The sequence below is a fragment of the Desnuesiella massiliensis genome, assembly GCF_001403615.1.
Lineage (GTDB): Bacteria > Bacillota > Clostridia > Clostridiales > Clostridiaceae > Desnuesiella > Desnuesiella massiliensis.
Genome location: NZ_LN879454.1, coordinates 522172 through 546946 on the forward strand (window position 1 = coordinate 522172; position 24775 = coordinate 546946).

The window sequence follows — 24775 nt, forward strand, 5'->3', positions numbered from 1 at the left end:
AAATTGTGATAGGAGAATATTTCAATAAGTTTATTAAGATTTTTATAATTCTATTTTTTGCATTGATACTGCTTCTTATTCTAATTTCCATGCTTATGTATGGAAGGGATGTGGAAGCTTTTAGTCTTGGAGCAGGCTGGCTTAGGATTTGTACCTACAATAAAATTAACAATGGACTCTTTTTGGATTTTGGGTACGGATTAATAGGTGCAAATTTTATAGCCACATTTATACTTCTTTATACTATAAAGAAAAAGCAGATAGTTAAGCATTTACTGTAGATGCTAGAGTAACTAAAGCCATCAACGCATCAAAAATAGTTTTATAATCTTCATGGACAAAGGAGATAGTTCTTCCGTCTAATCGGTTGGTGTAAGGCATAAGTGAGGCTATCTCTGCCATTGCTGTACTGTTAAATTCGATTTTTAACTCTATAGGGTCATTAAATTTGTAAATAGGTAAGTCTTTAAAATTCATATCCAAAGTCTCGGCTACAGCGTTGATAGTAGATTCTTTTACCTTGCCTAGGGAAATAAGTTTAGAAGAAAATTTGCCTAAGGACTCCTTTGTTACCACATATTTTACCCAGGGCATAGCGCCTTCACTATAAAGTTCCTTTTGAAGTGCTGCATCTCCCACCACTAATCCCACAGGAATATTGTAGTACCCTGCATAGGCAGCGTTTATTAAGGATTCATTCATTGCCATATCATTTATCCACAGCTTATGCACTCTTCTGCTAGAATAAGTGTGATCCATAGCACCGCTAGGGGTACCTACTCCCGCATGATAACCTATAAAAAATACCAAATCATAGCTGGAATCTAGAGCAGGCATCATGTATTGGGCTCTTGGATAACCGGATATAATAGATATTCTAGGATCTATTTCTGTGAATTTATAGAGAAGATTATCTCCTAGAGCGTGAGAATCTGCTATTACTATTTCCTCAATGTCTTTGTTTCTAGAGCTTTTTAAAATGCCTTCCATAACCCAAGTCATTTGATCATGTATACAGGCTCTAACCTTGTCCCGATCCTTTTCTTCCTGCCTCCAGTCAAAGGTACCAGCTATACCTTCCATGTCTAGAGAAATATAAAGCTTCATTATAAAATCCTCCTTTTGGTAAAAAAGTATATATATTTATTATAAACTATAAATTATACTAATGTTTTTCTTCGTACAAATTTAAGATGAAAATATTGAATTTTCTTTAAGAAAGATAAGGGAAGGCTATAAGATAAGAAAAAGCTATAGTGAAGTTTAATAATATATTTAATATAATACAATATTATATTATAAATTTACAATTTGTTAACAAAAGGGTAGTTTACCAACATATTACTGAGGTGTATAATAAGTCTATACCGTGCAGGATAATTAAATTCTTGGGAGGTATAAAATATGAAAAAAAGATTTTCATTTATTATGACTATTCTATTTTTGCTTATCTTAGTTACTCCTAATCAACCTGTAAAAGCAGCGACGCCATCTTGGCCCTTACTACAAAATGGAAGTAGCGGTACTAATGTATATTCCTTGCAGTATCTACTTCTAAACAAAGGTTATAGCGTTTCTGTAGATGGAATGTTTGGTTCTGGAACAGAAAGTGCAGTGAAAAGCTTTCAATCAAGTAATGCCTTAACTGCAGACGGTATAGTTGGAGCAAATACTTGGTCGAAACTAGTTGTCACAATAAGCAATGGTTCAAACAATAATGCTGTAAAAGCCGCTCAGTACCAATTAATGAATAAATATGGTTACTCTGTTTCTGTAGATGGCATATTTGGATCAGGTACTGAAAGTGCAGTAAGAAGCTTTCAATCTAAGAACGGAATAGCTTCTGATGGCATAGTTGGACCTACAACTTGGCAGTATCTTATAGGAGGTACTGGAGGATCCACAGGCGGTAGTTTTTGGACAAGCAGACAATCAAGCTGGATACATCCTTTAAAGGGTGGCCCTACTTTAGATCCAACTACTGGAGGTAGAGAATTTGGTGTAGCAAGAAGTAGTGGTAGATATCATGCGGGAGTAGATTTTACCGCTGAGGCTGGAAGACAAGTTTTAGCTATGACAAGTGGACAAGTCATCAACATTTATGAGTTCTATGAAGGAACTAAAGCTGTAGAGGTAAAGAATGATGACGGAACAGTAGCAAGATACTGTGAAATAAGTCCTTGGGTAAGTGTGGGTGGTAGAGTAAGCAAAGGTACTGTAGTAGGTACTGTAATGAGATCAAATACAGGTTCTCAAATGCTTCACTTAGAAGTGTACATGGGAACTGTGTCTGGAGCACTTACTCAAACAGCTAATTCTTCTAACTACTATTATGTATCAGCAGCTAATTACCAACGTAGAGCAGATCTTGTTAATCCTATGGGAGCTAAAGATCTATCTATAATTCGTTAACACATACATTTCCATACTTTTATGTTTTTATCTTATTATAGCAAGATATAAATTAAAAGTTCTTTAATATACATAGTTGATTTATGATTAATATGCCAAATCTATATAGATATTAATGTTTTTCTTATATAAATCTTTGATTATAATTTTCTTAGTAAGGTTTTAAATAGGTTGTTAATTTAAAATAATATTCTGCACGGTAGGGAGTGTCGCAAAACTACTTTAAAAAGTAGTTTGCTCCACTCCTTTTTTGTATTCAGATAAAAATCGATTATAAAAACAGGGCCATTACTCCAAGTTTTCATGAATTCTTGATTTTTTGACGCACTTAAATAAGCCTAACACTTTCTTGAGAAATTTTGTCTTACTCTTAGGCTATTTTTGCTTCATGAAGATGTTTTTTGCACCTATCATTTTGTATTTTTGAATGCAATTTATTTATATTGAAGCCAAAACAAAGAAGAAGGAACTCATTCTTAACACTATTTTTGCCACGTGTTAAGAAACGATTGAATTGGTAGTCATTTTTTAGTACTCCAAAAGCTCCTTCTACTTGAATTGAACGGTTTATCCTTAACATAATACCCTCTGAGGATGTTATGTTTTCAAGGGATATCTGACGCTTTGCTACAAATGTTTTAGATACCTGCATTTTCCTATTTCCTCGTGCTTTTGTACATTTTGCTTTAAACTGGCAGTTACTGCAATCTTCACATTCATAAACAGTTGTCTCTGAACTATAGCCAGTAGCTGAAGTTCTATGGGCTATACCTATCTTTTTCAAATGCTTCCCATTATGGCAGGTATACTCATCTTTTTCTTCGTTATAGGTCATATTTTCACGCTTGCTAATATCCTTCTTAAAGCTTTTCTTCTTCCACTTTTCATAGGTCTGAGGTTTTATGTAGTATTTTTGCCCTTGATTTTCTAGGTAAATATAATTCTCTTCACTTTCATAACCAGAATCAGCAATTATATTTTTATATTTAACTCCTAAGTTTGATTTCATATCATCTAGAAATGGTATTAGTGTAGTAATATCAGCTCTATCCTGAAATATACCAACACCAGTTACATATTCACTTTCTACTCCTATTTGAACATTATAACCTGGTTTTAGCTGTGAGTTGCGCATATGATCATCTTTCATGTGCATAAAAGTTGCATCATGGTCAGTCTTCGAATAACTATTTCTTCCATTGAATATCCCATTATGCATGTTGTATTTCTCTTGACGCTCATAGTAACATTCTAGCTCCTCTTTGAATTTCTGAAGCTTTGATTTGCGCTTACCAATACCATGAACTAGCTCTATATTTTCTTCATTTATCTTTTGATTAATAAAGTCAAGTACTTTCTTAATATCCTGAGCAGTGTTATCCTTTGCGACAGCAAAGTTTGTCATAAAGCTTAAGTTAACAGCTTCAATGCAAGACTGTATCTTCTCAAACATCTTGCTTTCATTTTTATTAACAACTTTTTTCCATACAAAAGTGTAGCGATTAGCATTTGCTTCAATTTTCGTTCCATCTACAAAAAGATTCTCAAAATTGATTTCTCCTATACTATGAAGATATTGAACTAGCTGATAAAACAAGTCTTCCACTGCTTCTGATAAATATTCTTTTCTAAACCTAGCAATTGTAGCGTGATCCGGTGCTTTCGCGCCTTGAAGTAACCACATGAAGTTAATATCCCTTCTGCATGCAACTGCAATCTTTCTACTCGAATATATGTTGTTTGAATAAGCATATGTTAATACCTTAAATAGGATTTTAGGTTCCACTGCCGGTTTTCTTCCAACGGAAGAGTACGCCTTGTATAATTTTTCGTAATTTAATCCCTCCAATATTTGGCTAAGCAGGCGGACTGAATCATCCTCAGGTATCAACATTTCAAAATCAAATGGAAGAACCAGTTGATAATATCCATTTGATGAAGTATAATTTTTATGTTGATAATTTGGTTTTAGCATACTATAATTATACAACATTTGCGAGGCTTTCGAGCCCCGCATTTTCTATATCTGAAATAAAAACAGGGCTGCTACACAGCTAACTATTTAGTTAGTTGTGCAACAGCCCCTTAATTTTTGTTGCTTAGGAGAGAGAATCTTAAAAAATCCTTAATATTGCATGAACTAAGAGTTTTAGACAAATTTTTTCCGTAGAATAAGGTGATGAATACTTCATAAGTTTGAGGTTATACAGATTATATGACCTTATATACCAATTAATATGAAAAGAACAGTGTGTAGCATTAAGTTTTGGCCTAAGATATTACAAAACTGTAAGGATAGTATCAATGAATGTAATACAATCCTATGGAATAGAAATTATGTACAAGCTACAATAAGTAATGAAGTGAAAATAGAACTTGAATTTTTGCAACTTATATATATTAAAAAAGAACTAGGGAGGGGATTTTATGACAGGTGAGATAAATAGACTTATAGGATTTGCCATTTTATTGATAAGTGTTTTTGCTTGTATATTTATGACTAATAGGAAAAAAAGAGATACATTCAGCTGGGTTATGATGGCTCTTGTGTTGCCTATAACCGGGTTTGTGGTGTTGATGCTCTAATATAACGAATAATCCACATTAAGCAGGGGTGCAGAGGGCTTAATATGTTATAGAGGTATATTAAAAAATAATATATAATATATTTTGATAACTAAATATATACGAGGTACTTAATATGGATAAAAATAATATAAAAAGATTAGATGAGATATTATCATATAATAAACAATTTGTTAAAGATAAACGATATGAAAAATATAGATCAACAAGTAATCCGAATAAAAAGCTAGTAATTTTATCATGTATGGATACAAGATTAACAGAGCTATTGCCAAAAGCCATGAACATAAAAAATGGAGATGCAAAAATAGTGAAAAATGCAGGAGCAACTATAATGCATCCATTCGGCAGCATTATTAGAAGCATCATAGTGGCTATTTATGAATTTAATGCTGAAGATGTGATTGTGGTTGGACATCATGGCTGCGGTATGAGCAATCTAGATACTAATAGTATTATGAACAAGATAGTAAATAGGGGCGTAACTGAAGAAACCATAGCTACCTTATATAATTCTGGAATAGATGTTGCAAAATGGCTTCATGGATTTGAATCCGTAGAGGAATCTATAAAAGAGAGTGTAAAAGTGATTAAAAATCACCCTTTAATTCCTAAGGATGTAAATATTCATGGACTTATTATTGATCCTTATACGGGAAGCCTTGAAGTGGTGGTAAACGGATATGAACCTTAAAGGTAAATTTATATTATTGCGAATCTGCCTTAGTAGATATCCTATAGGAGGATGTGAAAAACATAGGTGTTCTTTTTCACGGGCCGCTCGTGGGGCACCACGCGTGGTGTAGGGAAATCTATAGAACACCTTTTTTCACATCCTCCTATAGAGCTGTATGATAAAAGACCTCATTAATTATAAATTAAAAAAGACAACATAAGTGAAGTGCACCGCAAATGTTATACAAAATTCACTAACATTCGTGATGCACTTCATTGTCGTCTTTTTATAAAACCTTGCTTAAAAAGTCTTTAGTTCTTGGATTCTGTGGGTTCGAGAATATTTCTTCTGGAGTTCCTTGTTCTACTATATTTCCATCATCCATGAAGAGTACTCTATCTCCAACCTCTCTTGCAAAGCCCATCTCATGGGTAACAACTACCATAGTCATGCCTTCGGCAGCTAATTCCTTCATAACATTTAAAACTTCCCCGACCATTTCAGGGTCAAGAGCGGAAGTTGGTTCATCAAATAGCATAACATCTGGTTCCATAGCTAGAGCTCTTGCTATGGCTATTCTTTGCTTCTGCCCACCAGAAAGCTGTGCTGGATAGCTTTTAGCCTTTTCTTCAAGGCCTATTTTCTTTAATAATTTGAAAGCTATGGCTTCAGCTTCTTCTTTAGATTTGTTTTTAACCTTTATAGGTGCTAAAGTTATATTATCTAATACAGTTTTATGAGGGAATAAATTAAACTGTTGGAAAACCATACCCATTTTTTCTCTTAATTTATTTATATCAACTTTTTTATCAGTTAAATCATTTCCTTCAAAAACAATATTACCTTCATTGGGAGCCTCAAGGAGATTTAAACATCTTAAAAAGGTGCTTTTACCGGAGCCGCTAGGACCTATAACCACCACAACTTCACCTTTTTTTATTTCCTCATTAACTCCTTTTAAAACGTGGACTTTACCAAAGGATTTGTGTAAATTTTTAATGCTTATCACTTACTCTCATCCTCCTTTCAGCTATTCCTAAAAGCTTAGATAATGTAAAGGTCATAATGAAATAAATAATGGCTGCTACAATTAGTGGTTCGAAAGGCTTAAATAAATTACCTCTTACAGTATCCGCGTTGTACATAAGCTCATGAATTCCTATAACTGAAACTATGGAAGATTCTTTTACTACTACTATAAATTCATTTCCTAAGGCAGGTAGTATGTTCTTAAAAGCCTGAGGGATGATGATGTGTCTCATAGCCATAGAACCTGGCATTCCTAAACTTCTAGCAGCTTCCATCTGTCCTTTGTCTACTGCATTTATACCTGCTCTTATTACCTCGGCTACATAAGCAGCGCTATTTATAGAAAGTGTTATAATACCAGCTATCATGTCAGGAAACTCAATTCCTAGAGAAGGTAGACCATAGTAAATAATATAAAGCTGAACTAGTAAAGGAGTACCTCTTATGAATTCAATATAAGCCGTAGCTATAAAATTTAAAATTTTACTATTAGATAATTTCATTAAGGACAGAAATAATCCTAATAAAGTGCCTAATAACACAGTGAAGAGGGCTAGTACAAGAGTGAACTTAGCCCCATTTATAAAGAAACTAGAATACTTAGGTAAAAAACTAAAATCCAATGAACTGCCTCCTATTCTACTTGTTCGTTAGCTTCAGTTACGAACTTATCCACTAATTTATCTTTTATAATTCTGTCTAGAGATTTGTTTAAAGCTTCTATTAAATCACTAGAGCCTTTTTTAACAGCTACAGCAGAACCGTTTTCTTCGCTTTGAGTTACAGTAACTGCAGGTATAGATAAATCAGGATTTTTGCTTACATAGGCTTCTGCTACTGGCTTTTCAACTACTATAGCATCAACCTTTTTATTTTTAAGCTCAAGCATAATATCAGTAACTTTTCCTAAAGCCTTTATGTCAGCGTTCTTTATTTGCTCCTTAGCAAGACCTTCTTGTATAGAACCCTTTTGAACACCTATTTTCTTTCCTGCAAGAGCATCTAAAGAATTATATTTATCCTTATCTTCAGTTCTGACTACTATTCCTTGAAGAGAAGTGTAATATATTTTTGAGAAATCTACGTTTTGCTTTCTTTCATCTGTTGGGGTCATGCCAGCTAAAACTATATCTACATTACCAGATTGTAAAGCAGCTAAAAGTCCATCAAACTTCATATCTTTTATTTCAAGCTTTACTCCTAAATCTTTAGCTAGCTCCTTAGCTATTTCTATATCAAAACCAACTATTTCATTTTTGCCATTTATGAACTCATAAGGCGGATAGTCTGGGCTAGTTCCTAATACTAACTTTCCTGATTTTTTAATTTTGTCCACTATTGGAGTTGTAGAATCACTCTTAGCACCTGTTGCCTCACTTTTCTTTGCACAAGCAGATAATGATAATACCAAAGCCATAGACATTGCTGTAGCTAATACTTTCTTTAATAAACCTTTTTTCATTTATAAATCCTCCCCATCTTCTTATTAAAATATACTAGAATATTTATTCAAGTTATCTTATTAATAATTTCTATTCTTCAACATGTGTATAATTATACAGCATATTTTTATAATTATGCAATAGTTATTTTAAAAAAATTAAAGCATTTTTTTTCTAAAAAATCCTATATTAATTGTAGAAATATAAGGCTTGAAAAGATTATTTTTGATAAATTTTATTTTCAGAAAATATTGAATATAGAGATTAATCGATGAAAATGTATACAATGGCTTTATGCATAAATATAAGTTTCTCTATAAATATAACAAGAATCAAAGAATTTATCTGTGTTGAATAATTGAAGTAGAATTTTTGCATGGTATAATAAGATAAATAACTTTAGAAATAAATACAAATAATTTCAATATATGCTTATAAAATTTTCATAAAGCTATATCTTAAAGAAATGGCTTCTAAAAATATATAAGAGATAAGGGTGAAATTATGGAAGAACATATTTTAAAGCTTACCGTATTAGAGAGTACGGATATACATGGTTTTGTATTTCCTGTTAACTATGCTAATAATAAAAGAAAAGAATTAGGCTTAGGTAAAATAGCTACTATAATAAAAGAAGAAAGAAAAAATAATAAAAACCTTATACTTATAGATAATGGGGATATACTGCAAGGCACTCCTTTAACCTACTATTATGCAAAGATAAATGATGAAGGTATAAATCCTTTAATAAAAGTATTAAATTTACTGAAATATGACTGCGCTGTAGTGGGGAATCATGAATTTAACTATGGCAAGAAGCTGCTATTTGAAGGGGTTAAAAGCTCTAAATTTCCTTGGCTATCTGCAAATATAATAGATGAGAAGACGGGAGAGACGCTATTTGGAAAGCCCTATATAATAAAAGAGTTTTCAATAAAAGATAAAGGCTTAAAGGTAGGAATTCTAGGACTTACAACTCAGTACATACCTAATTGGGAAAACGCCAGTAACATTTCAGGTATAAAGTTCTTAAGTGCTGTGGAAGAAGGAGAAAAGTGGATAAAAATTCTCAGAGAGCAGGAAAAGGTGGATGTATTAATAGTGTCCTATCATGGAGGCTTTGAGAGAGACCTGGATAATGGTGAGCCTTCAGAAAAGCTCACAGGTGAAAACGAAGGTTATAAACTTTGCATGCAATATCCTGAAATTGATGTGCTTTTAACAGGACATCAGCATAGAGTTATAGAGAATAAGATTATTAATGGAGTATTAGTGCTTCAACCAGGGAGCTATGGTCAATATTTAGGAAAGATAAATATTAGTTTAAAGTATGAAAATGGATGGAAAATAGTAGATAAGAATTCTGAGCTCATTTTGGTAAAGGACTACAAGGAAGATCTTGAAATATTAGAAAGCATAAAGTCCTATGAAGATAATACTCAAAAATGGTTAGATACCTCCATAGGAGAGGTAGAAGGAGATATGACTATAAAGGACCCGATGGAGGTTAGACTTAAAGATCATGCCCTTATAGAGTTTCTTAATAAGGTTCAAATGGAGAATGGCAATGTAGACATTTCTAGCACCTCTCTTTTTGACAATTCGGCTAAGGGTTTTAATGGTAAAATCACCATGCGAGATATAGTTTCTAATTATATATATCCTAATACCTTAAAGGTATTAAGGGTAAAGGGAGAAGATATAAAGGAAGCTTTAGAGAGAAGCGCTTGTTATTTTCAGCAATACGAGGGCGGTGACATAAAGGTAAGCAAAGATTTTACTAATATAAAGATACAACATTACAATTATGATATGTGGGAAGGTATAAATTATAAGCTAGATATATCAAAACCTATAGGCTCTAGAGTAGTAGAGCTATATTATAAAGGTAAGCCTGTGGAGATGCATAAGGATTATGATGTGGTAATGAACAATTATAGAGCCAGTGGCGGCGGAGAGTATACTATGTTTAAAAATAGGCCTATAATAAAGGATATCCCTATAGATATGGCAGAATTAATAGCAAATTATATATTAGAAAGAAGGGTTATTAAGGCGGAAGTGGATAATAATTGGGAGGTAGTGACTTCTCAATAAAAATTACAAAGCAATTTTTACTAAAAGGCTATTCTTTAGCCTTTTTTAATGCACAATTCAGAATGAAGGAGATTTTTTATACGCTAACGCTGCGAAAAAATTAGGAATCTATGAAGCGTGGCGAGTGCTTAGCCACGGCTTTTTAAGGTGGAAAAGCTACTAAAAATTATAATTAAAGATTTTTCGTAGTGCAACGGAGAAATACCATCCATTTCTTGCCGCTATAGAGGCTCATGTGTTATATTAAAAATAAGTCTATGGGAATTTATGGTATGGGGGTTTTTTATGAAAATAAGTTATATAAATGCAGAAGGAATTATAAGACTTTTGGTGTATATTCTAGTGGCTGGGGGTACAGCATATAATTATAAACTTGAGAATATAGCTGGATTTATTGTTATACTCCTCTTATTTATTTTAAACTCCAGGATTAGAATTATATTTCTAAATAAGCTTATTGATAAAAGAATTTTTCTCTTATCTTTATTTGTGGACATAGGGTTAGTATTTGTTTTGAGCAGAAGCTATTCCCTTTTTTCTTATATGCTTTTATATGTAACGATAATGGACAGCTTAATATTATTTTCTATAGAGGGATATATAGTTACCTCAATAATATTAGGCTTTTTGATATATTATTTAAAGTTGCAGGCATTAAACGTGGTAGTTCTAAATGTTTTTATTACGGTTTCAATAGCTGTATTTTCAATAATGACGAGAATCTTAAAAGATACCATTAAAGAAATTGAAGGCTTGTATGATGAGAACCGGCGATATAGCTATCAACTTGAAGATTCAAGAAATATGATTAAGGAATATGCCAGCAAGATAGAAGAACTATCTCAATTTCAGGAACGCAATAGAATTTCCAGGGAGATACATGATACTATAGGACATAAGCTTACAGGAGTTTTGATGCAGGTTGATGCAGCTATAAGGTTATCTGAAAGATTCCCGGAAAAGGGCAATAAAATGTTCAATGAAGTTAGGGATAATTTAAGTAAATGCATTGATATACTGAGGCAGACCGTTAGAAGTATGATGCCTGATGATAACTATAGCAGATTACTTTCCATGGAGCAGATGATAAGCGATTTTCGCAAAGCTACAGGTATCAGCATAGAGTTCAACATTCATGGATCTCCCGTAGAATTATATCCAAGCGCAGAAATAGCTCTATATAAAAATGCTCAAGAGGCAATTACGAATGCAGTAAGACATGGTAAGGCTGATAAGATAGAAGTGAATCTTCAATATGAAGAGAAGCAAGTAGTATTACTTGTTAAAGATAATGGGACAGGCTGCAAGGAGGTAATGAAAGGTATAGGTATTAGTGGTATGGAAGATAGGATCAGCATCGTGGGAGGGAACCTCAGCTATAAATCAGATAGCGGTTTTGAAATAAAAACAATAATACCTTTAAGATGAAGTGTTGTATAGGACTTTTACATAGTAATTTGCACTGGGAGGTTGATGAGGAAAATGAGTATAAGGGTTTTAATTGCAGATGATGAGGAGTTAATAACAAATAGCCTTAAAATAATTCTTCAGCTAGAAGATGATATAGAAGTTGTGGGAGTATGTTCTAATGGAGATGAAGCCTACAGAAGGATTGTAGAGGTAGGAAATGTGGACATAGTTTTAATGGATATACGAATGCCCATATGTGATGGAGTACTTGCTACAAAAAAGATAATGGAGACCTTTTCTCAAACTAAGGTAATTATTTTAACAACCTTTAATGATGATGAATATATATTTGAGGCATTAAAAAACGGTGCAAAGGGCTATCTTTTAAAAAGTGTAAAGCCAGATAAAATTATCGAGGCAATAAGAGTTGTGCAAGGAGGAAACTTGCTTGTGCATTCAGAGGTTGCTTCCAGGGTATCAAATATGCTAAAGAAGGACAGAGCTAAAAAAATGTCCAGCTACGGATTTACAGAAGTAGAGCTTGAAATTATAAAGCTTATTTCTGACGGGTACACAAATAAGGAAATCTCTGAAAAAGTGTTTTTAAGTGAGGGCACCATAAAGAATAAAATAACAGAAATTCTGAGTAAACTTAACCTCAGGGACAGAACTCAAATAGCTATTTTCTATTTAAAAAATTAAAGGGACATATCCTTCAAGAGTGACCTAAGTCATTCAATCAGATGACTTGCGGTTATAGAAGCAGGTGTAAACAGAAGATAAAATAAGATTATAGGTTATAAGGCGTCGTAAAAAATAACTAGTCACTTTTTTGGAGATGCCTAAGTATTGGAGGCGGGGTATATGTCTTTAATAACGATAAAAGATTTGGTGAAACGGTATGGGAGCTATTTGGCTTTGGATAACTTAAGCTTTGATATTAATGAGGGAGAAGTATTTGGACTGCTGGGGCCTAACGGGGCGGGGAAGAGTACAACCATAAAAATTCTTATGGGACTACTGAAATATAACAGTGGAGAAATATATGTTAATGGTATAGAGGTGAGAAAAGACCCGCAGGAAACAAAGAAATTACTTGGGTTAGTTCCACAGGATATTGCTATATATGAAGGCTTGTCTGCTAAAGAAAATGTGGAGTTCTTTGGAAGTCTTTACGGACTGGGCAGAAAAGAATTAAAGCAAAAGACTGAAGAGGCTCTAGGGTTTGTAGGTTTAAAGGATAAGGCTAAAGATAAACCTAAAAGCTTTTCTGGTGGAATGAAAAGGAGGCTAAATATAGCCTGTGCAATAGTTCATCAGCCTAAGATAATAATTATGGACGAACCAACAGTTGGCATCGATCCTCAATCGCGAAATCACATTCTCGAATCCGTTAGGGAGCTTAACAGAAGAGGTTCTACTATAATCTATACAAGTCATTATATGGAGGAGGTAGATGCGGTATGCGAGAGAGTTGGAATAATCGATCATGGAAAGTTAATAGCCTACGGAGATAAGAATCAGGTTAAGAAACTTCATAAAACAGATGAAATAATATCAATAGAAGCAACAGATATAAGATATAACCCTATAGAGGAATTAAAGAAGATTAATGGAGTAAAGAGTATATCACTGAAACAAAATACCATAGAGATAAGTTCTGTAAATGCACAAGCTATACTGCAGGATGCACTATTTGTTTTGTCAAAGGGTGGTATCAAAGTGCGCAATATTGGTATGAGAGAACCGGACCTTGAAAGTGTGTTCCTTTCACTCACCGGCAGAAGCCTGAGAGATTAGAAGGGAGGAATAGAATATGATTGCATTAAAAGCAGGGGTTAATTATTTAAAAAGAGCTTTCTGTAGTTATATACTCATTCTTATATTGGTTTTAGGACCATTATTTCAGACATTTTTAGTGAAATCAAATATTTCAGCCATATCTAAAGGCATTGATAATCTGGAAGGAAGACATACAATATTGGTACCTTTGGAACAGTTGAGAAGTACAAACCTTGAGCAACTAGTAGCAGCCTCTACTTTAGCATATTTTTTAATGCTTACAGGACTTATAATGGTAAATCTTAATGTTTCTGACAGAAGAAATAACACTTTAATGAGAATATATTCTACTCCGGTAAAGCGGAGATGGATTAATACTGGATATGTGTTGGCGCAGACCTTAGCATCTATGCTTATAGCAGCAATCTATATAGTGTCCTCCAGCGTACTTTTCGGAATAAATTGGGGTAAGTCCCTTCAAGGATTAGCAATTGTAACCTTGTTTGCATCACTCCTGTCTGTGTCCTGTAGTTTTGTTTTAGCAGCGATGTTTAAAACGCCTAAAACTGCAGTAGGAGCTGTTACTTTTATATTGTTTGTAATCGCTTTTCTTAGTGACACCTTTACCCTTGGAGGACAGCTTGATGGTATATCCAAGTTTACGGTAAATAAATGGATTTATGAAGCTTATCTGTCTATCATGCAGGGAAATAGTGTAAGTAGCATCTTGGGAAATCTAGGGGTGTTAATGGGTACAGCTGTCGTATTTTTATTCCTTGGAAGTATCTTATATGGAAGGGGGCAGTCCTATGAATAGCATAAAAATTGCAGCTAATTTAATAAGAAGGCTTTTAAAGGACCCCTTCTCTATAGCTCTAATATTGATACTTCCTCTACTTGGAGGCTTACTTTCGGTATTTCTTTTTAGTAAGTCCAGTACCGAAAAAATAGCCATGGCAAATATTGAACAAAAAAGCAGGCTAATCAAAGCTATTGAAGCAACAGGAGCGTTTAAAGTAAGTATCGCAGATGAAAAGGAAATAAATCAGTTAGTAAAGGAGAAAAAGGTCAAAGTTGGGGTTATTATGCCTGAAAATCAGAAGACAGCCGCTAATGGCAAGGCGCAAATACTATATATTAAACAAGACAGCAATGTAATGAAAATTAATACTATAATTGATAACTTTCTTGCGGGTGAGGAAAACCCATCAGCAAACTTCACAGGGGAGCCAGATGCTCAGCCAAGTAATAGTTCAAGGGAGCCAAATGCGGCCATAGGATTTCTTTTGATGTTCATATTTATGTTTGCAGGAACTTGTATGAATATGATTCTGGAGGATAAAAACTCAAAGACCTTTACGAGGATGTTTTGTGCGCCAGTGAGGAATTATGAAATAATACTTGGAAATCTCTTGGCGGACTTAATTTTAGGAATTGTACAGATTGGAATGTTCTTAATTACAGCAATATATATATTAAATCTGGACTTTGGAGTTTCGGCATTAAGCCTCTTTATAATACTTGTATTTTATCTCATAGCATCTATAGGGATAAATATAGCACTGGCAGGCTTAATAAAAAGCGCCCAAGCGCTGGCTCTATTGAATTTTATTATGGCAGGATGTATGAGTGCTATGGGTGGGAGTTTTGTTCCGGTAAGTATGATGAGCAGCGACATGAAAGCTGTAGCTAACTTTATACCACAGAAGTGGGCAATGGAGGCTTTTGATAAATTAATAGCAGGAAATTCCTTTATAGACCTACAGTTAAATCTTCTTATCCTTCTTCTTTTTGGAGCAGTATTTTTTACCTTTGGAGTTAAGGTTTTAGTTCCAGCAGAAGATGAAATGTAAAACAGTTGAAAACTTTTTGTAAGTGCATAATAAATCCGTATATGAAAGCAAATCATATACGGATTTTTTTATATTGCTTGTTCACATACTTAGTACTTAAAGTCATGCCAATTTACTGATGTAGTTTTTCATTTCTAAATTCCTCAAAGCGTATGTTCATTATTTTATTTCCCCCTACATATAGCTATATTTCATTAATATTCTAATTATATCACTGATTTAATAAATAATCTGATTTAAAACAGAATTTTCCCAAAATTTAAACTTTTTTAATTTAATCATAAAAAAATAAAGCTCTAATAAAATATATTGAGAGATTTTTTATAAAATATAAAAATTTATATAAATATAAAATAGCAGTCTTTAATAGTATACAAAGGGGAGATTTTATGTCTAAAAAAGAAATTATAGCAATGATTCTAGCCGGAGGGCAGGGAAGCAGATTAGGAGTGCTTACTAAAAAGATTGCAAAGCCGGCAGTACCTTTTGGTGGCAAGTATAGAATTATTGATTTTACTTTAAGTAATTGCTCTAATTCAGGGATTTATACCGTGGGAGTGCTTACTCAGTATAAGCCTTTAGCGCTAAATTCCCACATAGGGATAGGGAGCAATTGGGACTTGGATAGAAGGGATGGAGGAGTTTTTTTATTACCCCCCTACATGGAAGAGAAGGGTGGCAGCTGGTATAAGGGCACTGCCAATGCTATTTATCAAAATAGAGCTTTTATAGATCATTATGACCCTGAATATGTGCTCGTACTTTCCGGGGATCACATTTATAAAATGGATTATTCTAAAATGCTCAACTATCATAAGCAAAGGGAAGCTGAAGCTACCATAGCGATTATTGAAGTACCTTATGAGGAAGCTAGCAGGTTTGGCATTATGAATACGGAAAAAGATAATAAGATTTATGAGTTTGAAGAAAAACCAGAGCAGCCTAAAAGCAATAAAGCTTCTATGGGCATTTATATTTTCAACTGGAGGTTATTAAAAAAGTATCTAAAAGAAGACGAATTAGATAAGACCTCTAATAATGATTTTGGTAAAAATATAATTCCTAAGATGCTTAAGGATGGAAGGCAAATGTTTGCTTACCCTTTTGAAGCCTATTGGAAGGACGTAGGAACAGTAGAGAGCCTTTGGGAAGCCCACATGGATCTTTTAAGGGAGGATAATGAGTTAAATATACAGGATGATTCCTGGAAGATATACTCCGTAAATCCTTCAAGACCTCCTCAATATATAGACAAGGATGCTGAGGTTTTGGATTCTTTAGTAGTAAATGGTTGTGAGATACATGGAAAGGTTGAAAATTCTGTGCTGTTTGCCAATGTACAAGTAGGAAAAAATTCTTATGTAAAAAACTCTGTAATTATGGCAGATACTAAAATAGGAGATAATGTTCTCATTGAAAACTCCATAGTGGGTCAAGGAGTTGTGATTAGGAGAAATTGCAGCATAGGCAATAATTTAGAAATTTCTGTAATACCACAAGGACAAGAAGTGAAAAAGGATACTATTATTTAAGGGGAAGGGAGAAGGAGCTATGCTAAAAAATTATATGGGCATATTAAATTTCAATGAAAATGAAGATAGATTAAAAAGACTTACAAGAAGCAGACCTGTAGCCTCCATACCCATAGGAGGGAGATATAGAATTGTAGATTTTATATTATCAAATATGGTAAACGCAGGAGTAGAAAACATAGGTATATTCACTAAAAGCAGATCTAGATCCTTAGTAGATCACCTATCTAATGGTAGACCTTGGGACCTAGATAGGAAAAGAGATGGTATAAGGGTTTTTAACTTTGGTGCAGGAAATCCTAGTTTAGAGGACGTGGAGATGTTTGCAAACAATATAGAATATCTTCAGTTAAGCAGGCAGGAAAATGTGATTATAGCGCCCTCTTACATGATATGCAATATAGATTTTAAAGAGGCTGTAGAGTTCCATGAAAGATCTGGAGGAGATATAACCCTTCTTTACAAAAAAGCGAATAATGCTAATAACAGTTTTATAGGGTGTGATGTGGCCAATATAGACCTACAAGGAAGGGTGCTCAGTGTAGGAAAAAACTTAGGTACAGAAGTCTCTTCAAATATTGCCTTGGAAATGTATATAATGAGGAAATCACTATTTATAGATCTTATTTATAAATGCATCCAGACTGGCATGTGCAGAAAGGTTAAACATGCTATTTACAGAAGCTTAGAGGAATATAAGGTTTTAGCCTATGAATTTAAAGGCTACGTAGAATGTGTTAATTCTGTAAATGCTTATTATAAGACTAATATGGATATGCTAGACATAAAGATAAATAAAGAGTTGTTTTTCAATAAAGGGCTAATATTTACTAAGGCTAAGGACGAGGCTCCTGCAAAGTACTCTAAAACCAGCAAAGTGTCTAATTCCCTAATATCTAATGGCTGCATAATTGAAGGAACTGTGGAAAATTGTATATTGTCAAGAAAGGTAAAGGTGAGAAAAGGTGCAGTGCTTAAAAACTGCATCATAATGCAGAATTGTGAAATAGGTGAGGATTCTAGGTTGTTTAATATAATAACAGATAAAAATGTAGTTATAAAAAATCAGAGGATTCTTCACGGAGACGATGAGCTGCCTCTGGTTATTGAAAAAGAAGCTCCATCAATTAATTATAATTCCTAGCACAAAGCAGTTTTTCAATGCACAATTCACAGTTCACAATGAGAGAAATTTTTTATCAGCTGACGCTGATAAAAAATTATGAATTTATAAGTCGTGGCTAATTTTTAGCCACGACTTTTTTAAAAAGTGGCGTTAGCACTTTAAAAATATAATTAAAGATTTTTTATAGAGCAGCGGAGAAAATCCACCTTAATTGTCCATTATGTATTATGCATTGTGAATTAAACCATTAAGTGCTTCTTTAAGCTTCTGCCAATCTTCCTCATAGGTCTTTAAAAAAGCCTCATTTCTATTATAGGTTAAAGCAGAAGGATGATACATAGGAAATATATATTTATTGAGCTCCTCATTAAAAACTAAATTTCCATGGCACTCACCGATACTGTCAAAGCTAGTAAGCCTTTTTAAGGGTACATTGCCTAAGGTAACTATAATCATAGGATTAACCAAGGCTATTTCTTCATTAAGTACTTCCCTAAAAAGTTCTATTTCTTTAGTTTTAGGAGGTCTGTTGCTTATAGAGTGCTTTCCATTCTTTGTTTCCTTTAATTTTATAGGTCTAAAAAAACAGGTATTAGTGATTCTCACATCTTCTCTTGAAAAGTCTATGGAATTTAAATATCCCTCAAAGGTTTTTCCTGCCATGCCTACAAAGGGCTTACCTTCTTCTACTTCTGTTTTACCAGGGGCCTCGCCTACAAAAAGTATTTTAGCTGGTATGGGGCCATCACCTGTAATAAAACCGCCTGTAGGTTCATCTTTATAATTTTCTGCTATAATTTTAATTTTTTCTTTTATTTCATCATAAGTCATAATAATCTGCTCCTTTTTTATTCTATAATATATTATATGCTAATTTATATTATATAAAAGCATATAAGGCATCTTCAAAAAAATAACTAGTCAGTCTACTCGTCTATTTTGCGTAATACTGCGTCCACAGAACCCACTAATAGCCCCACTATTAATGGAACCTGTATCCTTGTCTTACGCAAAATATACTTCGCATCTTTGACTAGTTATTTTTTTTACGATGCCTAACTAAATTTAAGTTTTTAACAACTAGCCATTTAAATTTATTTAAAATATTGCTACACTAAAATAGTGAGTTTTTCGTATTAAATTTATTATGTTTATTACAGGAGTGAGGTTATTGCAGCCAGAAGTAAAGAATTTAGATAAAGTAAAGAGAAATAAAATAATAAGCTGGGTATTATTGATCTCTTGGATGATTGTAATATTTATATTTTCTAACCAAACAGGAGATGATTCCTCAAGCAAGAGCAAGTTTGTAATTTATTTATTTAATTTAATGGGCTTAGACTTAGAAAGCAAATTTGGGGATATGGCTACCTTTATTGTAAGAAAAGGAGCCCACATGACGGAGTATTTTATATTATACCTATTTATTTATAATGTTATAAGGCATTATTTTAGCCTGAGAAAAAGACTATTTTTATCTTTGATATTTGTTTTCTTATATGCCTGTACTGATGAATTTCATCAGCTGTTTATCCCAGGGAGAGCAGGAGCTTTTAAGGATGTGCTCATAGACACTGGTGGAGGAATGATAGCTTTAATTTTAATGTCAATTGTTACTGCTAGAAAAAGACCTTCTATAAAATAGAGGAAGAATTACTAGTTAATTTTTAAAGACACCTCATAAAAGGGTATAAATTAAAAGTATAAAGGGAGGGAAAATATTATGAAATTGATAAAGCTCATCATCGGGGTCATAGCAGTTATCCTAGTTTTAAATTTTATGGGATTATTAAATCCTGATTTTAGCAAGAAGGTAACGGATACTTCAAATTATGTTAAGGATAAGGCACTGAAGGAGTGGAAGGATTCTCCCATAGTAGAAGCGGTACAAGAGGAACTTGTAAAAGCTGTGGCAGAAAGTACTACACCTGTTAAGTTTGTGAAAAATGCTGATGGAAGTTATAGCTTAAAAGGAGAAGGCTTAACCGGTACCTATATTAATAAAGAGCCAAAGTCCATGGAGTTCTCTTTTAATGCTAGCAATATTACTTCTTTAAAGCAGGCAGAGGCTCTAATATCCATGTTTAAAGGAAGTAAATATAACTTTGCACAAGATAAAATAAAGGGTCAAGAAAACGTAAAAATAAAGATATATAAATCGGGTAATGGCTTCAAAATGGAATCAAGCATACCAGGAATAAGTTAAGACTGTTTAGAAAGTTATAATTAAAAAAATAATATAATTTAACAGAAAAATATGTAATATTATGTAGAAATTTTATTAAAAGTAGAATAAAATATTTAAGGTATACTAAAGATGTTTAAGTTTACCATAGGGATAAATTTAGTTAGGAGGAATTTTATGAGAGGACCAAAAACAAAAAGTATAAATAGCAAGATAACCATAATGGTTATTTCGTTGATATTAGTACTCTCCATTGCTTTTGTTCTAATTAGCAGCCTCCTATCTCGTAATATTTTAGAAAGCACCATTACTAAGGATAGTATAAGAAACACTGAAGCTTATTCTAATTTAATTGGAACCTGGTTTGAAGAGAGAATAAATGAAAGCAAAATTTATGCGGATAATCCTATAATTAAAACTATGGATTGGACTAATATAAAACCATATCTAAAAAAGGAGATATCTCAAAAGGATGAAGAGTATTATCTTTTAGGAATAGCAGATAAGGATGGCAATTATAGAACAAATATTTCTGATGATATTTTAAATATAAGCGATAGGGATTATTTCAAAAAAGCTATAGATGGATATTATGCCCTTTCAGAACCCTTAATTTCTAAGCTTACAGGTAAAAAAGTAATAGTTTCAGCGGCGCCAATAAAAAATGGAGAAGAAATAGTCGGGGTTTTTCTAATAGGTATAGATACAACAAAACTTTATGATTTTATTAAGACTTTTGATATTGAAGGAGAAAAAAGCTACGTCTATGTTATTGATAATAAAGGTAATATAGTGATTCACCCAAATGGGATTATGATTTTTAACGAAAATATATCAGTATTTTCATCTAATATACCTGAAGATTTAACAAAGCAATCCTTGAAAATATTAAATTCTCATAAGGGAAATGTTACCTATGGCAAGGGTGATGAGAAAAAAATCGCTTATTTTTACGATATTCCTAATACTCAAGATTGGAAGCTTATATTAGTTAGGTCTTCCTACTATTTAAATAGCCCAATTATTCAGCTATTAATTAAATTAGGATTTTTAGGATTAGCGGTGGTGATATTAGGTATTATCTCATCAAAGTTTGTTGCTCGAACAATTTCTGTACCTATAGTAAATTTAACAAATGTTTTTAATCAAGCAGCCACAGGAGATTTAACCATTACTGCTGATGAAACAGAAGAAAATGAAATAGGAAGAGCTGCAAAAAGCTTTAATATGATGATGAAAAAAGTAAGCAATATGACTTATTATGATCCACTTACTGGATTATTAAATAGAAACTCTTTTTTAGATAGATTAAGGGTAGAAATTGGCCATGGTAAAGAAGCAGGAGAAAAGCTTACAGTATTTTATATTGCTATAGATAAGTTTAAAAATGTTAATGACATGCACGGACACACAGGCGGAGATGCATTATTAAAGCAAGTAGCACAAGAGTTAAAAGATTATTTTGGAGAAAATGTTGTGATTTCTAGAATGTCTGGAGATGAGTTTCTTGTACTCTTGCATGGCTATGGTTCTCAAGGTAGTAGCTCTAAGATTGCTAATAGTGTATTGGATATTTTTAGAGAGCCTTGGAGTGTAGAAAATCAGGAGTTTTACATAACGGCCAGCATAGGTATCGCTATATTCCCAGAGGATGGAGAAAGTGAAGATGAGATAATAAAAAATGCTGGTATTGCAAAATCAAAGGTTAAGGAATCTGGTGGAGATGGTTTTAAATTCTATAATAGAGAAATGAATGATAGACTACAGGAACAGATAACTCTTGATGCTCTTCTTCATAATGCTTTAGAAAATAATGAGTTTATAGTACACTATCAGCCCTTTATTTCCTTAAAAACTAGAAAGATAGAGGCAGTAGAAGCGCTGATAAGATGGAAGAGTCCAGATCTAGGTATGATACCTCCTGGAAAGTTTATTCCAAGAGCCGAAGACACTGGCTTGATAGTGCCTATTGGAAAATGGGTACTAAAAGAGGCTTGCAAACAAAATAGATATTGGCAAAATTGTGGTTTCAAACCTATATGCATCTCGGTAAATGTTTCTGCTTATCAATTTGAGCAAGAGGATTTTGTAGAGATGGTAGCTGAAATAATAGCGGAAACTGGCTTAGAACCTAAGTATCTTGAACTGGAAATTACTGAGGGTGTAGCTATGGGAAATGTAGAAGATAAAATAAAGAAGCTCTTAAAGCTAAAGGCTTTAGGAGTTAAAATATCTATAGATGATTTTGGAACAGGTTATTCCTCTTTAAGCTATCTTAGAAGATTTCCTATAGATAATTTAAAGATAGATCAATCTTTTGTAAGAGATATAGCTAGTAATAATAGTGCTAAGTCTATAATATCTACCATTGTATCCATGGGAAATAATTTGAATTTAGGACTAGTGGCAGAAGGGGTAGAAACAGAAGAGCAACTTGAATTTATAAAAGATCAAAACTGTGATAAGATTCAGGGCTATATCTTTAGCAGGCCTGTGGATGAAAAAAGCTTTACTGAAATGTTGTGTAGGGATGAGGATTTTATGATGTAATTATACTAAATAACAAAACCTACAATAGAGTATGATTTATTGATAAAAAAAGCTTACTGCTAAAAATATTTAGCATAAGCTTTTTTAAAAAATCTTTTTTAACAGATTACTTAATTTAAGTTTCTTTAAAAGAGCAAACCTCTAGCATATTTCCATCGATATCCTTAAAATTAAACCATGTTACCCCATGGTCTATTTCTAAGGTTCCCACAGATACTCCTTTTTCTTTCAACTGGTCATATATCTGTTGAACCTCTGATACATAAAAATTGAAGTGGGGAGCATCGCTAGCTTTAAAAACTGTTTCTCTGCATTCTCTTAAGGTTAAAGCTGTTTCTCCAAGCTTTAAAGAAGCATAGCCGCTTTCTATATCCTTCCAACCACTTTCCAAGCCTAAGGTCTCAGTATACCAATCTAAAGATTTTTTAATATTTTTAACATCTAAAAATACCGTATCGATTCTTTTAAACATAAGTATCCCCCTTAAATTTTATATTAATGACGCTATTACAGCAGAGAAGAAAACATTCTAGCCAAAGCCTCTAAAAATTTTGTTAGAAGGCTGCTGTTTTCAAAGTCTTCTGCAGTTAGTGTTTTGCTTACTTTTAAATCTTCAAAAAACATATTTTCTAATTCCATAGTAACTTCCTCGTCGTAGATTACTCCATTTATTTCGTAATTAAGTTCGTAGCTTCGCCTATCCATATTTGCAGTACCTACAGTACTGATTTTACTGTCTATGGTCATAACTTTAGCATGAATAAAGGAGTTCTCTTCATAAGTATATACTTTAGCTCCACATTTAGCTAATTCCGCTAAATAGGTACGTGAGGCGTAATAAACTATAAGATGATCTGGGCGGTGAGGAAACAGGATTCTAACATCAATTCCACCTAGTGCAGCAATTTTTAAAGCGTCCATTATACTTTCATTAGGAACAAAATAAGGAGTGGTTATGTATATATTGCGTTCTGCTAGAGTGATCATTTTTAATATTCCTTGCATAATAGCTGGAAATTCTGAATCTGGACCACTTTTTACTAGCTGCATGGTCTTATCGCCCTTATATTGCAGGGTAGGAAAATACTTCTCAAATTCCTTATCATAAAAGCTGTAATTATTATTTGCTTTTTCTATGGTCATAAAATCATCTAAAAAAACTGCTTGAAGACCTAATACAAAGTCTCCCTTAATCATTAAATGAGTATCTCTCCAATAACCAAGCTTGCCTTTTCCCAAGTATTCGTCTCCTATATTAATACCTCCAAGAAAACCAACTCTTCCATCAATTACTACTATTTTTCTATGATTCCTATAGTTGATTTGAGTATTTATCGTTCTTAAAATAGGAGCTAAGAAGTAGGAGTATTGTACCACATCCACTCCAGCAGCTTTAAGTTCTTCTATGTAGGAAGCTTTAGCTTTTATGGAACCAACCCTATCCATGATAAACCTTATCTTTACTCCCTCTAAGGATTTCTGAACTAATATGTCTTTTATTTCATTACCTATACCGTCACTTTTTACAATGTAATACTCCAAATGTATATGATGTTTAGCTTTTAATAATTCTTCCTTAAGACATTCAAACTTTTCAGTACCATCTTTAAATACTTTTATTTGATTATTTATAAAGAGAGGAGAATCACTGTTATTAGCTAAGAGTTTGATTAGGGGTATATATTCTTTATTTTCTAAATCCTTAATAATAGGATAAATAAGTTCTCTGATTTCCTGTGATAAGGTTTCGTTTAGCTTATGAAGCTTCCAGTTCCGCCCTAAAAAAATGTAGAGAATGAGACCTACAGGAGGCAGAAGTATAAATACAAGAAGCCAAGCTATGGTCTTCTCTGGTTGCTTTCGCTCCAATACAATAATGGTTATAGAAATTATTATGTTTATGACAAAGGCTATATATAATATATTTAGAAATGTAATTTTTATTACGAACACCTCCCTCACTTATATTGTAACTAAAATTTACACTTTTGATAACATAAATATTTTTTTCATATGTATTTTTATACAAATTGTATTAAAGTATTATATTATATGTTAGTAGAAGGTGTTAAAAATTTTGCGATATATATATTGC

Annotated in this window: 23 protein-coding genes; 15 read left to right on the plus strand and 8 right to left on the minus strand. The window is 33.0% G+C overall.

The features are described from left to right. Nucleotides 1-5: 5 nt before the first annotated feature. Nucleotides 6-281, plus strand: a complete 276-nt coding sequence (locus BN2665_RS06150; RefSeq protein WP_055666233.1) for a hypothetical protein — start codon at nucleotides 6-8, stop codon at nucleotides 279-281. On the opposite strand, the gene BN2665_RS06155 is transcribed toward BN2665_RS06150, so the two are convergent. After that, nucleotides 265-1107: a M55 family metallopeptidase gene (locus tag BN2665_RS06155; RefSeq protein WP_055666234.1), complete on the minus strand. Its 843-nt coding sequence runs from the start codon at nucleotides 1105-1107 to the stop codon at nucleotides 265-267. The genes BN2665_RS06150 and BN2665_RS06155 overlap by 17 nt on opposite strands. Nucleotides 1108-1404: 297 nt before the next feature. Here BN2665_RS06155 and BN2665_RS27305 point away from each other — a divergent pair, with 297 nt between their 5' ends. Continuing rightward, a complete protein-coding gene (locus tag BN2665_RS27305; protein ID WP_055666235.1) occupies nucleotides 1405-2412 on the plus strand; it encodes a peptidoglycan-binding protein in 1008 nt (335 codons plus the stop codon). Nucleotides 2413-2782: 370 nt separating this feature from the next. On the opposite strand, the gene BN2665_RS06165 is transcribed toward BN2665_RS27305, so the two are convergent. Further along, the gene (locus BN2665_RS06165) at nucleotides 2783-4387 is read right to left on the minus strand and encodes an IS1182 family transposase (protein WP_055666236.1); all 1605 of its coding nucleotides are present in this window, start codon (nucleotides 4385-4387) and stop codon (nucleotides 2783-2785) included. A 452-nt stretch (nucleotides 4388-4839) separates the two neighbouring features. On the opposite strand from BN2665_RS06165, the gene BN2665_RS26925 reads away from it, so the two are divergent. Both BN2665_RS26925 and BN2665_RS06170 read left to right on the plus strand, forming a co-directional pair. Continuing rightward, nucleotides 4840-4998 carry a hypothetical protein gene (locus BN2665_RS26925; protein ID WP_154674878.1) on the plus strand — a complete coding sequence of 53 codons (159 nt, stop codon included), beginning with the start codon at nucleotides 4840-4842 and terminating at the stop codon, nucleotides 4996-4998. Between the two features lie 130 nt (nucleotides 4999-5128). Beyond that, a complete protein-coding gene (locus BN2665_RS06170; protein ID WP_055666387.1) occupies nucleotides 5129-5692 on the plus strand; it encodes a beta-class carbonic anhydrase in 564 nt (187 codons plus the stop codon). Between the two features lie 268 nt (nucleotides 5693-5960). On the opposite strand, the gene BN2665_RS06175 is transcribed toward BN2665_RS06170, so the two are convergent. Genes BN2665_RS06175 through BN2665_RS06185 form a run of 3 tightly spaced genes read right to left on the minus strand, consistent with a single transcriptional unit; the run spans nucleotide 5961 to nucleotide 8165 of the window. Next, a complete protein-coding gene (locus tag BN2665_RS06175; RefSeq protein ID WP_055666237.1) occupies nucleotides 5961-6683 on the minus strand; it encodes an amino acid ABC transporter ATP-binding protein in 723 nt (240 codons plus the stop codon). Next, nucleotides 6670-7326 (minus strand): amino acid ABC transporter permease, encoded by a 657-nt coding sequence (locus tag BN2665_RS06180; protein ID WP_055666238.1) that lies wholly within the window; start codon nucleotides 7324-7326, stop codon nucleotides 6670-6672. The genes BN2665_RS06175 and BN2665_RS06180 overlap by 14 nt, the downstream gene beginning before the upstream one ends. 11 nt (nucleotides 7327-7337) lie before the next feature. Then, on the minus strand, nucleotides 7338-8165 hold the full coding sequence (locus BN2665_RS06185; RefSeq protein ID WP_055666239.1) for an ABC transporter substrate-binding protein: 828 nt from the start codon (nucleotides 8163-8165) through the stop codon (nucleotides 7338-7340). A 484-nt stretch (nucleotides 8166-8649) separates the two neighbouring features. Between BN2665_RS06185 and BN2665_RS06190 the strand changes: the two genes are divergently transcribed. The 8 genes from BN2665_RS06190 to glgD all read left to right on the plus strand — a co-directional run bounded on the left by BN2665_RS06190 (nucleotide 8650) and on the right by glgD (nucleotide 17963). After that, the gene (locus BN2665_RS06190; protein ID WP_055666240.1) at nucleotides 8650-10242 is read left to right on the plus strand and encodes a bifunctional metallophosphatase/5'-nucleotidase; all 1593 of its coding nucleotides are present in this window, start codon (nucleotides 8650-8652) and stop codon (nucleotides 10240-10242) included. A gap of 285 nt (nucleotides 10243-10527) precedes the next feature. Beyond that, complete coding sequence (locus BN2665_RS06195) at nucleotides 10528-11670, plus strand: sensor histidine kinase (RefSeq protein ID WP_055666241.1); 1143 nt, start codon at nucleotides 10528-10530, stop codon at nucleotides 11668-11670. A 54-nt stretch (nucleotides 11671-11724) separates the two neighbouring features. Beyond that, nucleotides 11725-12354, plus strand: a complete 630-nt coding sequence (locus BN2665_RS06200; RefSeq protein WP_055666242.1) for a response regulator transcription factor — start codon at nucleotides 11725-11727, stop codon at nucleotides 12352-12354. A 162-nt stretch (nucleotides 12355-12516) separates the two neighbouring features. Beyond that, nucleotides 12517-13452 carry an ABC transporter ATP-binding protein gene (locus tag BN2665_RS06205; protein WP_055666243.1) on the plus strand — a complete coding sequence of 312 codons (936 nt, stop codon included), beginning with the start codon at nucleotides 12517-12519 and terminating at the stop codon, nucleotides 13450-13452. Between the two features lie 16 nt (nucleotides 13453-13468). Continuing rightward, entirely contained in the window at nucleotides 13469-14251 is a 783-nt protein-coding gene (locus BN2665_RS06210; RefSeq protein ID WP_055666244.1) for an ABC transporter permease, read from the plus strand. Further along, entirely contained in the window at nucleotides 14244-15287 is a 1044-nt protein-coding gene (locus BN2665_RS06215) for an ABC transporter permease (RefSeq protein WP_055666245.1), read from the plus strand. The genes BN2665_RS06210 and BN2665_RS06215 overlap by 8 nt, the downstream gene beginning before the upstream one ends. A gap of 389 nt (nucleotides 15288-15676) precedes the next feature. Continuing rightward, nucleotides 15677-16819 carry a glucose-1-phosphate adenylyltransferase gene (locus tag BN2665_RS06220; protein ID WP_055666246.1) on the plus strand — a complete coding sequence of 381 codons (1143 nt, stop codon included), beginning with the start codon at nucleotides 15677-15679 and terminating at the stop codon, nucleotides 16817-16819. 19 nt (nucleotides 16820-16838) lie between these two features. Next, a complete protein-coding gene (gene glgD, locus BN2665_RS06225) occupies nucleotides 16839-17963 on the plus strand; it encodes a glucose-1-phosphate adenylyltransferase subunit GlgD (RefSeq protein WP_055666247.1) in 1125 nt (374 codons plus the stop codon). Nucleotides 17964-18170: 207 nt separating this feature from the next. On the opposite strand, the gene BN2665_RS06230 is transcribed toward glgD, so the two are convergent. Beyond that, nucleotides 18171-18776, minus strand: a complete 606-nt coding sequence (locus tag BN2665_RS06230) for a uracil-DNA glycosylase (protein WP_055666248.1) — start codon at nucleotides 18774-18776, stop codon at nucleotides 18171-18173. 340 nt (nucleotides 18777-19116) lie between these two features. Between BN2665_RS06230 and BN2665_RS06235 the strand changes: the two genes are divergently transcribed. The 3 genes from BN2665_RS06235 (at nucleotide 19117) to BN2665_RS06245 (ending at nucleotide 22680) form a co-directional block, all read left to right on the plus strand. After that, nucleotides 19117-19590: a VanZ family protein gene (locus tag BN2665_RS06235; RefSeq protein WP_278335857.1), complete on the plus strand. Its 474-nt coding sequence runs from the start codon at nucleotides 19117-19119 to the stop codon at nucleotides 19588-19590. A gap of 78 nt (nucleotides 19591-19668) precedes the next feature. Further along, the gene (locus tag BN2665_RS06240; RefSeq protein ID WP_055666249.1) at nucleotides 19669-20151 is read left to right on the plus strand and encodes a hypothetical protein; all 483 of its coding nucleotides are present in this window, start codon (nucleotides 19669-19671) and stop codon (nucleotides 20149-20151) included. A gap of 156 nt (nucleotides 20152-20307) precedes the next feature. Next, nucleotides 20308-22680 (plus strand): bifunctional diguanylate cyclase/phosphodiesterase, encoded by a 2373-nt coding sequence (locus BN2665_RS06245; RefSeq protein ID WP_055666250.1) that lies wholly within the window; start codon nucleotides 20308-20310, stop codon nucleotides 22678-22680. 115 nt (nucleotides 22681-22795) lie between these two features. Here BN2665_RS06245 and BN2665_RS06250 read toward each other — a convergent pair whose 3' ends face one another. Beyond that, entirely contained in the window at nucleotides 22796-23152 is a 357-nt protein-coding gene (locus BN2665_RS06250) for a VOC family protein (protein WP_055666251.1), read from the minus strand. Between the two features lie 35 nt (nucleotides 23153-23187). Further along, nucleotides 23188-24618 carry a cardiolipin synthase gene (cls, locus tag BN2665_RS06255; RefSeq protein WP_055666389.1) on the minus strand — a complete coding sequence of 477 codons (1431 nt, stop codon included), beginning with the start codon at nucleotides 24616-24618 and terminating at the stop codon, nucleotides 23188-23190. Nucleotides 24619-24775 lie beyond the last annotated feature (157 nt).